The organism is Bacillus sp. AFS023182, from assembly GCF_002560575.1.
Taxonomy (GTDB): domain Bacteria; phylum Bacillota; class Bacilli; order Bacillales; family Bacillaceae_G; genus Bacillus_A; species Bacillus_A arachidis.
The window spans coordinates 21,432-35,770 of the sequence record NZ_NTRO01000071.1 but is presented as its reverse complement, the minus strand read 5'-3'; the positions used below and the strand labels follow the sequence as shown (position 1 = coordinate 35,770).

The window sequence follows — 14,339 nt, the reverse complement described above, 5'->3', positions numbered from 1 at the left end:
TGGAGATGCTTTTGTTACCGTAAGACAAGATTCATTGTATAAAGTATTGATTCAACAAAAAGAATTAAATGGTCCACCAAGATATCTTACTACCGATTGGAAGAACGCCTGGGAGTCTGTGAAAATACTTGAGAAGTTAAATCCTAAATTTGTAGTGACAGGGCACGGTTTACCTATGTTTGGTGAAGAATTAAGAAATGAATTGCGTCGTTTAGTAGAGAATTTTGATAAAGTAGCTATTCCTGATTACGGAAAATATATTTAACAATACTCTTTATATGAAACATAAAAAGCCTAAATTTCTTACTTAATTTATAATAAAAATGTTTTATACATATTGATTTTCTTCTTAAAATATAGCTAGAAGACATAGGGAAAAGAAGGTAATATGAAAACTTCTCATAACAAGGTTATGGATTTCTCTGATTCAATTCAGGTCTATCTTTAATAACTAAAAGAATGACTTCTATATTATAAATAAATGCAAAAGATGTTTTGAGAAAATGTTAAAAAGGGAGGTATGTGAATATGAAAGCTGTAACCTATCAAGGGCCAAATCAAGTACAGGTTAAACAAGTTGATGATGCGAGGTTAGAAAAAAAAGATGATATTCTTGTAAAGATTACTTCAACCGCTATTTGCGGATCCGATTTACATTTATACCAAGGTAATATGCCTTTACCCCCAGGATACATTATCGGTCATGAACCAATGGGGATTGTTGAAGAGGTGGGTCCTGATGTCACTAAAGTAAAAAAAGGAGATCGTGTTGTCATCCCTTTTAATGTTGCTTGCGGGCATTGTTTTTATTGCCAACATGAAATGGAAAGTCAATGTGACAACTCAAATCCTCATTATGATTCCGGGGGATACTTTGGTTATACAGAGAAATTCGGTAACCATCCAGGCGGTCAAGCTGAGTATTTAAAAGTTCCTTTTGGTAATTTCACTCCCTTTGTTATACCAGAATCATGCGAGCTTGAGGATGAATCACTACTTTTTTTATCTGATGTTTTACCGACGGCCTATTGGAGTGTAATAAATGCAGGTGTAAAATCAGGCGATACTGTTATCGTGCTTGGTTGTGGACCTGTTGGATTAATGACACAAAAATTTGCTTGGATGAAAGGTGCCAAGCGTGTAATTGCAGTTGATTATTTGGATTATCGAATGAATTTTGCAAAAAAAATTAACAATGTTGAGGTATTTGAGTTTACAAAATACCCGGATATGGGAGAACATCTAAAAGAAATTACGCAAGGTGGAGCGGATGTCGTCATCGATTGTGTAGGCATGGATGGAAAGAAATCTCCTTTGGAGTTTCTTGAACAAAAATTAAAATTACAAGGGGGAACTCTCGGTCCTATACAAATTGCTACAAAAGCCGTACGAAAATATGGAACGGTCCAATTGACAGGTGTTTATGGTGGCAACTATAATGCATTTCCACTAGGTGCATTTTGGGTTAGGAATATTAACCTTAGAATGGGACAAGCCCCTGTCATTCATTTTATGCCCGAATTGTTTGAAAAAATAACAAAAAATGAATTTGATCCAAAGGAGATTATTACCCACAAACTCCCTCTTGGAGAGGCGAGTTATGGTTATCAAATTTTTAATAATCGTGAGGATAATTGTATAAAAGTTATTCTAAAACCTTAAAAATCCGTCCTTTCTCATTCATCCTTTTTAATTATTCTTTATGTTAAAGATAAGATCAAATTCCAAGATCTTATCTTTTTACTTTGAAAAATAAATACTGAATTCATTTTAAATATAAATATATATAGTTTAAATCAGTAATACATGTCCTACCAGGCTAGCTCAATTAAAGAAGCAACCGGATATAATTTACTTAAAAGAAGTCGATAGTATTGCTCTTCAATTAATATTGAAAAAACTTGCAGATGCTATTCCACGATTCAAGTCTAAAAAGAATAAAGTTTAATCCTACACAACCAAGAAAAAGAACGCAAATATTGCTATTATAGACAACAAAATGAAATTACTTAAACTTGTCTTGGTTCGCTTTGCCCAAAGTCGTGAAGTAAAAGGGCGTATTTGGCATGCAACGATTCGATGTAACCGAATGGTAAATATTTTGTATGTATCCTTATTGGAACAAAAGTACAACAAATGCCTAAAACTGAATCCGCTTGTAGAACTGATGTTGGACTAAAAGATTTTGCGATACAGAAAAGCCCCTGCATGACTTTAATCCACCTTTAGGCATGGGATGAAAGTATCGCAAAATCTGTGATCCCCTTAATTAATCGATACAGAAAATCATCATTTTAAACTTCAATTATGATGGGAAGAATCATTGGTTTTCTTTTTGTATGTGAATATATAAATTGGCCTAGTGTTTCCTTTAACTCTCTTTTTAAAGCATTCCATTGGCTAATATTAGCCTTTTTTAAATCATTAATAGTTCCAACAGTTAGTTTATTGATTTTCTCTAAGAAATCTTCTGAATCGCGAACATATATAAATCCACGAGAAATGATGTCTGGACCAGAAAATATGTTCTCCTCTGTTTTACTAAGAGTAATAACTATTACAAGCATACCATCCTCAGAAAGTTGCTTACGGTCACGTAATATAACATTTCCTACATCACCAATTCCTAATCCATCTACATATATATTACCCGCAGGTATTCTTCTGGTTTGATGAGCAATCTGATTCTTAATATCGACAACTTCACCATTGCTAATGATATAGATGTTCTCTTTCTTAACACCTACGGACTCTGCTAATAGACTATGATGATGTAACATTCTAAATTCGCCATGAATAGGAATAAAATATTTAGGCTTCATTAAAGTAAGCATTAATTTTAATTCTTCTTGATAGGCATGCCCAGAAACATGCATTCCTGTTGAACTTCCTACTCCATAAATGACATTAGCCCCCAAGCGAAATAAATTATCTATAATTCTTGAAACATTACGTTCATTTCCTGGTATAGGAGTTGCAGATAATATGACAGTATCATCAGGTAGGATATCTACCTGTCGATAGTTTCCACTGGCTAAACGAGCTAGGGCTGCCATAGGTTCACCTTGACTACCAGTACAAAGAATAGCTACTCTTTTTGGATCCATTCGATTGATTTCATTTGCTTCAATTAACATCCCATCAGGAATATCTAAGTAACCTTGTTCTAAGGCAACAGAAACTACATTTACCATGCTTCTCCCCAGTAAAGCAAGCTTTCTATCTGTTTTTAAAGCGGCATCTACTATTTGTTGTACACGATTCACGTTGGATGCAAAGGTAGAGATAATAACTTTTCTACGTGCCTTGGTAAACGCTTCTTCAATTCGTTCACCTACTGATTGTTCTGAAGGAGTAAATCCAGGACGTTCAGCATTCGTGCTTTCCGAGAGTAGAGCTAAAACACCATTACATCCGATTTTAGCCATTTTATGAATATCGGGATATTGATTATTAATAGGGGTTAAATCAAATTTGAAGTCGCCTGTATGAACTACTGTACCTTCTGGGGTATGAAAAGCGATTCCAAGACAATCAGGAATACTATGATTGGTTTTGAAAAATGTTAGATTTATCTGTCCAAAATCAATTAATGACTCAGAATCAATAATAAATAACTGTGTTAGATTTTGAAGTTTATGTTCTTTTAATTTGATTTCGATTAATCCTAGGGTTAATTTCGTTGCATAAATTGGGACATTCAATTGTTTTAATAGATACGGAATACCTCCAATGTGGTCTTCGTGTCCATGTGTAACGACTAAACCTCGAATTTTATCCTTATTTTCTTGCAAATATGTAATATCAGGTATTATCAAATCTATTCCTAATAAACTTTCATCTGGAAACTTAGAACCGCAGTCAATAATCACAATATCGTTTGAATATTGTATGGCATACATATTTTTTCCTATTTCATTAACCCCACCTAAAGCAAAAATGGATAGTGTATTTTCTACTTTACTCAAAATGAATATCCTCCTTTTTGAAAAGATCCAAGCTTATTTGAATCCATATAGAGATTGTCTAATTTAGATTTATGACCAACCATTTATAAATGGTTGGTCATAATAATCTCAAAGCTCCATATCTTTTAATCCCGGACTATGCTCATTTGGCATTTCAGGAAGTTCTGGTACAGGAAAACCTTTTGGTGGCTCCGTTACACTTAACATTTCTTTGTTTCTACTTGGTGATTCACCTTGGAAGATCTCTCCGATTCTTGTGTCATCCAACCTGAAATTAAATTGAGCATTATGAAATCCCATTTCTACGTATTTTCTACACTCAGGATATTTATTGATATTGTAGTTTGGTACAGGGAAGAGTTTTCCCCATTCAACGCCTAAAGTTTCTAATGCTTTCGCAAATGCATTTTGATGTGCATTATCACGCACAATTAAAAAGGCAAGTGTTTCACGAAAAGTTTGATTTGAGCTCATTTCATAAATCCTTGTCTTTTGAAGTACCCCAGTTGATTCAAGAACTAGGTTATCCATTAAATCACTAATTAGATTTCCATGGCTGTATACCCACGATCCGTTCCATGGGTTACCGGCTGCATCTACTGGCAATGAGCTTTGAGCACCTACAATAAAATGGTGAGGATTTGCATGTTTAACCGCCTCATCAAGCGGTGCTTTATCCCATACCAGCATTACCTGGCGTAGGCTCACCAGATCCATTTAATAATTGATTAATTGTATTCTGAACGAGCTCTACATGACTAATTTCCTCAAGAAAAACCCCTCGAAGTAAATCACGATATTGCTTCGCTTTTCCTCTAAAATTTGAACTTTGAAAGAAATATTGCATCATCGTACGCATTTCACCAAAATGGCCGCCAAGTATTTCTTGTAAGACCTTCGCAGCGGCGGGATCTGGTTTGTCTGGTTTAATAATATTAATCAATTCTTCTTTGTAATAATACAGAGAAAATACCTCTCTTTTTTAAGATAAGCAACAATTGTAAAATGCCCCGAATTAAGGTAATTTATTCCTGTATCTTTTTTATATTCTAATGCTGTATTTAAAAAAAGATAGTTAATAAAGGACATACCCTGCTTCCTGTAGAAAGCAGGGTATGTCCTTATGTATCAGATAGAATTCCGTATATTTTTTAGTTCTTAAAGAGGATGTTGTTGATTTTATGCTACGTTTAAAGCTGTTTGTATAGTCATTAAATCTACTTGCAGTTGTTCTTGTACATTAGTTGGATGATAATATCCTTTATCAATCATATATTGACTTACTTGCTTATGTGCATCAATTGCATCCTGTAAATGTTGATGTAATACTTCACGAGTTTGATTAGATGTAACTTCTGTACTTACATATTTAGAAATTCACTCATTTATTTCATGAACACCTTTTGTATAAACTCCCCCTTACATACCGTTCTTTTTACATATGAATTCAAGTAGAGAAAAGAAGAGGATTAGGAGGATAACATAATCGTTCCAAACAAACCTTGTTATGAAAATAGTTCCTCTTCTTGTTTCTCTCAATCATATTTTAAGAAGGAAAGAAAAACTTATACTCAAATTCCAAAACAATTAAATACCATAAAATGGAATATATATTTTTTTATGTTTCTTAGCATATTAAAAACATAGGAGGTGATACATATGGCAAACAATAAGAGTGGAAATCGCAACGAATTATTAGTTCAAGGTGCTGAAAGTGCACTTGATCAAATGAAATATGAAATTGCGCAAGAATTTGGTGTACAACTTGGTGCTGACACAACAGCTCGTGCAAACGGTTCTGTTGGTGGTGAAATCACTAAACGTTTAGTAGCAATGGCTGAACAACAACTTGGTGGCGGATTTACTCGTTAACTTCACCCCAAAATAGAAAAGATTAGGGCAAGTAGTATTGTTGATTATTGGAAGCATAGCAGATTACAGTAGTTAACAAACACATCTTTTCATGTTGTCTGTATTTAATTTATAAATAAACTCTCATAATGAATGCATTTGTACTCGAAGATTATTGAGAATTTTAAATAATAATCTTTGAGTATTTTATTTGAAAGACTCTTTTCTAGATTACAAACACATATCTTATGGGGAAGGTGTTTCCCATGAATGTTAAAAAGTCTTTTACAGGAACAAATATACTTAAAAATTTATTTTCAATACTGAAAAGCATATTAACTATGATATTTACAAAAGGGAGGCATCTTAAAATGGGTGTATTAAGTGGAAATCCTCAAAATGAGCCTTTACATTATGGAGAAGTTTTTGATATTTGGAGTTATCTTCTCGCAGCACAAGGAGCAGTTGCAGGTCATCAAGTATTCATTAACCATACAGGTGATGAAGAATTAAAGAAATTCTTAGAAAACCTAATTGAAAATGATATGACCTCTGAAATAGAAGAGCTAAAAACACTTCTAAAAGTAAACGGTGTAGCTTTACCACCAGCACCTCCAGAAAGACCAGTTGCATCTATTGAAGATATTCCTCCTGGAGCACGCATCAATGATGCTGAAATTGCAGCAGCAGTTTCTACAGGTTTAGCGGCAGGATTAGTAACTTGTAGTCAAGTAATGGGAAAATGTCTTCGAGAAGATGTAGGAATGCTTTTTGGACAATTCCATATGAAAAAAGCACAAGCTGGTGCAACTTTACTACGTCTAAGTAAGAAAAAAGGCTGGGTAGTTCCTCCGCCATTACATGTTAAAAATACTGATCAAGCTTAATAAAAAAGTGGCTGAAAGCCACTTTTTTTATTTCATTTTATTTTTTGTATCATTTTCTTTTTGAATGAATCTTACTTTTTCTATTTCAGAGCGGTTTAAATATTCATGTGAGATCTCCATAGCATATCTATCGTGATGCATATTAGTTGATTCCCTTGAATCTTTACCTTCATGTAATACAGCTTTTTTCATATAAATGTGAAAGAATATTTCTACAGCACTAATAAGCAAAGCAGACCAAAATGAAGAAAAACCAATATTAGGAGTTAAATCTATATCTGTTAAGAAATAAGTTAATATCCAAATCCCTAAAAAACTCAATCCAAAATCAGCAATTGTAGCAATCATGTTCCCATACCTAGGTAGAACAAATAAATCTCCTATTAAGTAGGCTGTCCCTGTAATTAGTAATGAAATCAGTAATATTCTAGGAATTGAAACGCCCTGGAATATACCTAATATCATCAATAATACGGCACTAATAGCGGTATATTTAATTAATAAGGCAACAATATGTTTCATAAATGATTCTCCTATCTTTTAACTTTCATGTAGGAATAGTAATTTTCAATAAAAACGGGTTGCACTTTCATAAAGCACAACCCGTTTCATCGTGTTCAGGAGGTTTACTCATTACATGATATCCATATGGCAAGAAGTTTTTTCGCTCTCCTACACAATACTATTTTGTGAAATATGAGCATGAATTATGTATTAAAACAATAAAAACTAATACCAAAAAAAGGACTATATATTTTCGAATGCTTTTTTACATATTAAAGAGTGAAGGAGGTGATATAACATGTCAAACAATAACAGTGGAAGCCGTAATCAATTATTAGTAAATGGTGCTGAACAAGCTCTTGATCAAATGAAATATGAAATCGCACAAGAATTCGGCGTACAACTTGGCGCAGACGCAACAGCTCGTTCAAATGGATCTGTTGGTGGAGAAATCACAAAACGTCTAGTAGCATTAGCTGAACAACAACTTGGTGGTGGAGTTACTCGCTAACTTAATATAGCAAATGGATAATAGGGAGAGATAAATCATCTCTCCCTATTTGTATATAATTAGGATATGCGAATAATGAAAAGAATTGAAACTATAATTTAGAATATATTACGTGATAAACACTATGTCTAAAAGAAGCATATATGAATATTTTTATATACACATTATTGATAATTAGATGGAGTGTTCTATTAGGGATAGCACCACATCGCTATCAAGCTAAGGTTTTACACTACCCATAAAGCAAAAAAGGCGTTATCCTTTCTGTATATTCCTACAAAAAGAATAACGTTTTCTATGAATTATTGGTATAAATTCATCTTAGATTGATAGTAATTTGGCGGTACCCAAACGAAAGTTTTATCTCTTCATAGTTGTCCATGAAAATTCAGTTCATTTTTTTTATTTAGGGGAATAATTAATTTCTTAAGTTGATGGACATATGGCGATACCCCACATCCATCAACTTAAGGCGTCTATTTCCTTGTTCTTTTATGAATAAAAGTTTTTTCAAGGCACTGTTCCAGTTTCTATTACTTGATTCATTGTTTGGATTAGCAGATATAAATGTATCGGAATGATTTATATCGTGAGTACTATCGGAAAGTTCTACAGCGTCTACAAGATATTCTCTGTTCGCGCCATTTTAATTGCTTCTTCGCGATTGTTGACGCCGAGCTTCGAGTAAAGGTTCGAACAGTAATTGCGTATAGTTCCCTCCGATAAAAACAATTTAGTGGCAATTGACTTGTAGCGAAGCCCGTTCGACAGATGTTTCAGAATTTCCATCTCACGTTTCGTAAGTCCGTATGGGGAATTTTCCTTACTTGAGCCGATCTTCTCTAGCTGTTCGCGCTGACGTTTCATCTCTTCGAAAACTCGCGTAGCGACCGATTGATCAATCCAAGTTCCTCCGTTATAAATAAGTTTCAAGGCTTCTTTCATTTCACGTGGATGAATTGACTTCAGCATGTAGCCTTCCGCTCCATGTTCCAATGCAGTTGCTGCCTGCAAGAAATCCTCAAACGTTGTCATGAGCACAATCTTCATATCAGGCCATCGCTGTTTCATCTCAAGTAAAGCTTCAAGTCCGCCCATTCCCGGCATGCGAATATCCATTAGCACGATATCAGGATGCGAATGCTCACAATGCTCTAATGCTTCGCGCCCGTCCTTCGCCTTACCAACGACGGTAAAATCAACATGCTGATCTAAAACTTGCTCCAAACTGTCGGTAATAAGTGCCTGATCATCAACGATCAACAGGCGGATTGTGTTATGTACAAGCTCTGTTTGCAATGGAATATTACATATAACGAATGTTCCTTGCTTAGCCCCAGAGTGAACCGACAATGTGCCGTGATATAGTTCAAGCCGTTCTTTCATTCCATTGAGCCCAAATCCGAATTGGATTTTTTCCATCCCGATGCCGTTATCTTCAATTTGTAACCGGAGTTGTTGCTTATCGAAATGCAGTTGAACGGATATCGCACTTGCCTTGCCATGTCGAACCGCGTTTGTTAGCGACTCTTGAAGGCAGCGATATAGGCAAAAGTTTATTTTTTGAGTTGAGAGAGCCTCATTGCCAATCACACGGAATATAACCGTTGTACCTGTCGATCTCATAAACTCTTCTGTTAATTGTCTCAGCGATTCACTTAACGAATGGTTTAATGAATTATGAGAGAGCTGGTGAAGGTGCTTTCGGATATCATCCAGACTGTGCTGGGCAATGCCGACAAGTGAGTCAATTCTCTCAAACTGTGAATCTGGCACTGACGATCGCAGTGATTCGACACCGACGATGAGAGAGGTAAGGGAGTGAGGTAACAGAAAATTTTAAAATAATAGGAGAGATGTGTTATGAAATCATTCATCATTAAAAAAGGAACTGCACTAACCTTAACAGTGACTATACTGGCTGGGACACTAGTATTACCTACTTATGGAAATGTGCACGCGGTGTATAAAAAGACGTCAATCCAACAGGCTATTGATAAAGCTGCTAATACTGAAAATATTCCAGGGGTTATTGTTACCGTGAAAAAAGGAGACGCAGGCTGTTCATATGCTTCTGGTGAAGCAAACATCGAAAGAAATCATAAAGTGGACGCTGATTCTACTTTCAGGATTGGAAGTACAACGAAGACATTTGTTGCTACAGTTGCATTACAACTTGCTGGAGAGAAGAAGCTAAGTCTCGATGATACGATAGAGAAATGGTTGCCGGGGCTCATAAAGAGTAAAGGCTATGATGGAAACAAAATTACAATTCGTCAATTATTAAATCATACAAGCGGAATTCCAGATTTCTTGACTTCAGAGCTTAAGACGAAATTACTTGGAAATCCAAGTGAAAATTATACACCAGAACAGTTAATCGCTCGTGCTTTGGAGCTAAAGCCAGTAACGGGGTGGGCATACTCGAGTACAAATACGGTTATTGTAGGGCTTATTATCCAGAAGGTTACTGGGAAGACATATGCCGAACAAATTAAGAAACGAATTATTGAGCCACTCGCACTTAAAGAAACGTTCCTTCCTGGAAGCTCGATGGATATTCCGAAAAAAAATGCTCGTGGCTACTTGAATACGGGAGATAAATTAGTAGACATTACTGTGCTTAACCCATCGTTTGCTAACGCTGGCGGTGAAATGATTTCGACAGGAGAAGACTTGACGACGTTTTTCCGTGCCTTATTAGGTGGAAAGTTGTTGACACCGGAGATGCAGAAGGAAATGATGACTAGTACAGTTGATTCTCCGTTAGGAAAGTATGGTCTTGGCATACACACAACAAAATTGCCGGACGGTACCGAAGTATGGGGGCATGGCGGTGGTATTCCCGGATTTACTAACTTTGCAGGAGGAACGGAAGATGGTCAACATGTCATCTCGATAAATATCAATGTACTAGGAGCAGAAAAACATATCAACAATATTCTAGCCTCAGAATTTGCAGCAAAATCAAAAAAGGAACTCACGGACAAGGAAAAGAAAAGTAAACATCGAGAAGAAGTCAAGTACGTAATGGATCAGGTGGTAACTAATAAAAAAATTCCAAGTGTCATAGCAGGTGGATTAAAGGACGGAAAGCGTTGGTCTTACGCTACAGGGACAGCGAGTTATGAGGTACCGCGCCCGGTAGAGCCAAACTTTTCATTCCGTATCGGGAGTATAACGAAAACGTTCACTGCTTCCGTTATATTGCAGTTGGCCGAGGAAGAACAATTGAATCTTGATGATTCGGTCGAAAAATGGTTACCAGGAGTTGTACAGGGTAATGGATATGACGGCAATAATATTAAAATTCGTCAGTTATTGAACCATACAAGTGGGATTGCATCCTATACAGATAGAGATATGCGAGATATTACTTTGCCTCAAAATCCATTTCGTTACTATACTACGGATGAACTTATCGGCTTAGCACTTGCAAAGCCGCCTGTATTTGTATCAGGAGAGGGGTGGGACTATTCGAACACGAATACGGTTCTTGCTGGCCAAATTATTCAAAAGGTAACAGGAGATACGTATGCAGAGCAAATTAGGAAACGGTTTATCGAGCCACTTGGGCTAAAAGAGACATTCGTAATGGAAGTAAATCCTCACATTCCAGGAGAGCATGCTACAGGATATAATATGGACAAATCGGGTCATTTGTATGATTTGACAGAAATGAATCAATCATGGGCAAACGCAGCAGGAAATATGGTTTCAACAGTTAAAGATTTGATTACTTTCTTCAGTGCGCTTTTGGGAGGAAAGCTTTTAAATCAAGAGATGATGGACCAGATGCTCACAACGGTAGATTCACCGATTGGTAAAGTCGGACTAGGGATTTATGAAGAAAAAACACCGGACGGACAATCATATTGGGGGCATGCCGGCGGCACTTTCGGATTTGAAACGAGAGTCGGTGGACCTCTAGGAGGAGAGCATATTTTTGTAACTGCGATCAACGCAGTAGGTCCGGAAGTCATCGAGGGTCGGAATAAAATTTTCAATAAGGAGTTTAGCCGTTAAGTTTAAAGCTGATATTGAGCCAAGGAGGCTTCTTCCTCAAGGAACGTGAAGGACGTAACCAGTGAGTAGGTGGGGGCTGAATTGGTTTCGGACAAGGGATGGCATTAAGCCATCTGGATTGTCCGACATATGTAAAATGTTGTTGGATAAGTTGTCAGCCAACAAATCGTCTATAGAATAAAACACATCATATCTAATTAAGGTAGTTATATGATTATTTTATGTTGGTTCTTATTTTTCACGTAAATCAATACTTACATGAAACATGAGAATGAAAGCTTAGCATTGCTTTACAAAAAAGATTGATAAAATTATATAAGTAATATGTCTCCGCTATTTAGAGTTCGACCGAAAAAAGCGATTTGGAAAAATTCCAAATCGCTTTTTTTATATTATTGCTTTTTAGGTTTCTTATCTAAAATAAGGCGTAGTTCGTTAATATCATCATCAGATAGGGTATCTTCCTGAATGAATTGGGCAAGCATGGATTTTAAAGTACCTCCATAGATACGCTTAATAAATGATTCGGCTTCGGCACGCTGGCACTCTTCCTGTATATAAAGCGGGTAAAAGGTGTAAACTCTTAGATCTTTATTGACACCTACTACATCTTTTTGAACCAACCGATCGAGAAGAGTACGTATAGTTGTCGGCTTCCAATCAGTACGCTCCTGTAAGGAGAGTATAATGTCATTTGCTGTTTGAGGAGCTTCATCCCAAAGCACGTTCATGATTTCCCACTCTGATTCTGATATACTAGGAATATTTTTCTCCATATTTATCTCCTCCATTTTCTTTAATAGATTCCTAAATCTTTTAAAATTGATAAAGTAATTTCTACAGCCTTGCTTCCAGATGCATCATCTTCATTTTGTATATTGGTAGCGAAGAAATAAGTATTGTTCTTCGTCTCAACATATCCGATAAACCAACCATTGATGTTTTTTCCATTCACTGTTCCTGTACCTGTTTTTCCTGATAGGCGAGCTTCTTCATTCTTTTCTAAGAGCAGTGCTTCCTTTAAAGCTTGGATATGAGTTTCCTTATATCCTAATTGATTGTTATAAAAAGCCTGCAACAGTTGCACTTGCTCAACTGGGGAAATTTTTAATGAGGATTCGTGCCAAAATTCACCTAATCCCCCAGATACATTTGAGTTTCCATAGTGTATATCTTGTAGATTGGCTTGGATTGTTTCAAACCCTGTTCTACGATCTAGTTCTTGGAAATACCAGTTTACAGATTTTTTTAAAGCAGATGAGACATCTTGATCCATATTCCAAGCGTCATAGGATTGCACTATCCCATTCCATGGAATAGTGGATTCTTCTGATGATATCACATTTGATTCTAGTGCAAATAAGGCACTATAGATTTTGTATGTGGAATCAGGTGATACCCGCAACGTACTTTTCTCTTCATTATAAATGCGATATTGTTTTGCACTCTGATCATATAAAACAAAACTTCCTTCATACCCTTTAAAGAATTGATGTAAATCCTCATAAACTGTTCCGTCATTATTAAAATAGTATCGGTCGTTCTCCGTCGCAAATACGGAAATGACAGGTAATTGGACTGTCAAAATGATACTAGCCAATACATAAATAAAGACGCTTTTTCTTATTGATTTCTTTGCGCCAGGCTTATAGGTAGCAATTTGTTCAATTCGTTTTTTGATTTGACTCTTCGAACCGTTTATTTGTGTTACTAATGGTAGCTTACTTGATCGTTTTGAAAGATCCACAAAATTAATGATTGTATGTCCATACTCACTAAATGAATTATCATCTAGCAAATGTAAAACAGATGTATCACATACGATTTCCCGATCTAATCTCATTTCTCTAAAAGCAAGCCAGACAAGGGGATTAAACCAATAAATGATTTGATAGAACAATATCACGTAATTTGTCAGCAGATCCTTGTTTTTATAGTGATTCAGTTCATGAAGAAAGATGTACTCGTAATGTTTTAAGCTGAGCCAGTTTTCATGCTGAGAAGGTAAGACGATATATGTTTGAAAAAGTCCGAATATCATTGGAGATTGGACTCTTTTGGAAATAACAATTTTTATTGATTTTTTAATCTGTAGTCTTTTCTTGCATTCTTCGAAAAGCACGAGAACTTCTTGATTAGAAAACGTAGAAGAATAATTCTTTATCCTTCTAAGTTTTATCCATCCACGAACCGTGGTAAAAGTAAATAATAGCACCCCTGACATCCATACTCCCATTACTCCCACATTAAGTAAGGATAGATCTGGCCGATTGACAGATACAGAAAAGTCTTGTATTAGATTTAATCCCTGTATCATATTAGTTCCATTTATCCCCATATCAGTACTGAGCACATTAGTCTGATATGTATCCCCATCGCTAAAGAGAAAACTAAAATTATATAAATGAGTAGGTATGAATGGAAGTGCTAAAGCGATAAAAAGAAACATCCATAAATGATAATGCCATTTTTCTGTCAGTTGTCTGCCGAACCATTTTCTTATAAGTAGAATAACAGTAATGGAAAATGAAGACACCAATAAACCAATTATAAAATGCGTTAAAAACATGTCCTTCAACACCAACTCTCTTG

The 14,339-nt window shown here is 35.7% G+C and carries 10 protein-coding genes and 4 pseudogenes; 7 read left to right on the top strand and 7 right to left on the bottom strand.

Annotated elements, in window-relative coordinates:
- The 3 genes and pseudogenes from CN288_RS23750 to CN288_RS23740 form a co-directional block, all read left to right on the top strand.
- Positions 1-265: pseudogene (locus CN288_RS23750) on the top strand (MBL fold metallo-hydrolase); the annotation flags it as partial.
- Positions 266-528: 263 nt separating this feature from the next.
- Entirely contained in the window at positions 529-1,662 is a 1,134-nt protein-coding gene (locus tag CN288_RS23745) for a zinc-dependent alcohol dehydrogenase (RefSeq protein ID WP_026591508.1), read from the top strand.
- Between the two features lie 142 nt (positions 1,663-1,804).
- Positions 1,805-2,193 (top strand): annotated as a pseudogene (locus CN288_RS23740) (IS200/IS605 family element RNA-guided endonuclease TnpB); the annotation flags it as partial.
- Positions 2,194-2,294: 101 nt separating this feature from the next.
- Here CN288_RS23740 and CN288_RS23735 read toward each other — a convergent pair.
- The 3 genes and pseudogenes from CN288_RS23735 to CN288_RS23725 form a co-directional block, all read right to left on the bottom strand.
- A complete protein-coding gene (locus CN288_RS23735) occupies positions 2,295-3,968 on the bottom strand; it encodes a ribonuclease J (RefSeq protein WP_098303249.1) in 1,674 nt (557 codons plus the stop codon).
- A 108-nt stretch (positions 3,969-4,076) separates the two neighbouring features.
- Positions 4,077-4,932: pseudogene (locus CN288_RS23730) on the bottom strand (manganese catalase family protein).
- A 215-nt stretch (positions 4,933-5,147) separates the two neighbouring features.
- A complete protein-coding gene (locus tag CN288_RS23725; protein WP_231503926.1) occupies positions 5,148-5,345 on the bottom strand; it encodes a spore coat protein in 198 nt (65 codons plus the stop codon).
- Positions 5,346-5,627: 282 nt separating this feature from the next.
- Between CN288_RS23725 and CN288_RS23720 the strand changes: the two genes are divergently transcribed.
- Together CN288_RS23720 and CN288_RS23715 are read left to right on the top strand one after the other, a co-directional pair.
- On the top strand, positions 5,628-5,840 hold the full coding sequence (locus tag CN288_RS23720; RefSeq protein ID WP_026591505.1) for an alpha/beta-type small acid-soluble spore protein: 213 nt from the start codon (positions 5,628-5,630) through the stop codon (positions 5,838-5,840).
- 350 nt (positions 5,841-6,190) lie between these two features.
- On the top strand, positions 6,191-6,706 hold the full coding sequence (locus CN288_RS23715; RefSeq protein WP_026591504.1) for a DUF3231 family protein: 516 nt from the start codon (positions 6,191-6,193) through the stop codon (positions 6,704-6,706).
- Positions 6,707-6,733: 27 nt separating this feature from the next.
- Here CN288_RS23715 and CN288_RS23710 read toward each other — a convergent pair whose 3' ends face one another.
- The gene (locus CN288_RS23710; protein WP_098303248.1) at positions 6,734-7,228 is read right to left on the bottom strand and encodes a YndM family protein; all 495 of its coding nucleotides are present in this window, start codon (positions 7,226-7,228) and stop codon (positions 6,734-6,736) included.
- A 280-nt stretch (positions 7,229-7,508) separates the two neighbouring features.
- Here CN288_RS23710 and CN288_RS23705 point away from each other — a divergent pair, with 280 nt between their 5' ends.
- Positions 7,509-7,721, top strand: coding sequence for an alpha/beta-type small acid-soluble spore protein (locus CN288_RS23705; protein ID WP_026591502.1), 213 nt, complete (start codon positions 7,509-7,511; stop codon positions 7,719-7,721).
- 618 nt (positions 7,722-8,339) lie between these two features.
- Here CN288_RS23705 and CN288_RS23700 read toward each other — a convergent pair.
- A pseudogene (locus CN288_RS23700) lies at positions 8,340-9,545 on the bottom strand (response regulator); the annotation flags it as partial.
- A gap of 39 nt (positions 9,546-9,584) precedes the next feature.
- Here CN288_RS23700 and CN288_RS23695 point away from each other — a divergent pair.
- Positions 9,585-11,747 carry a serine hydrolase domain-containing protein gene (locus tag CN288_RS23695; protein WP_098303247.1) on the top strand — a complete coding sequence of 721 codons (2,163 nt, stop codon included), beginning with the start codon at positions 9,585-9,587 and terminating at the stop codon, positions 11,745-11,747.
- Positions 11,748-12,139: 392 nt separating this feature from the next.
- Here the strand turns inward: CN288_RS23695 and blaI are convergent, their stop codons facing one another.
- Together blaI and CN288_RS23685 are read right to left on the bottom strand one after the other, a co-directional pair.
- Positions 12,140-12,523 (bottom strand): penicillinase repressor BlaI, encoded by a 384-nt coding sequence (blaI, locus tag CN288_RS23690; protein WP_026591499.1) that lies wholly within the window; start codon positions 12,521-12,523, stop codon positions 12,140-12,142.
- A 20-nt stretch (positions 12,524-12,543) separates the two neighbouring features.
- The gene (locus CN288_RS23685) at positions 12,544-14,316 is read right to left on the bottom strand and encodes a BlaR1 family beta-lactam sensor/signal transducer (protein WP_090692120.1); all 1,773 of its coding nucleotides are present in this window, start codon (positions 14,314-14,316) and stop codon (positions 12,544-12,546) included.
- Positions 14,317-14,339 lie beyond the last annotated feature (23 nt).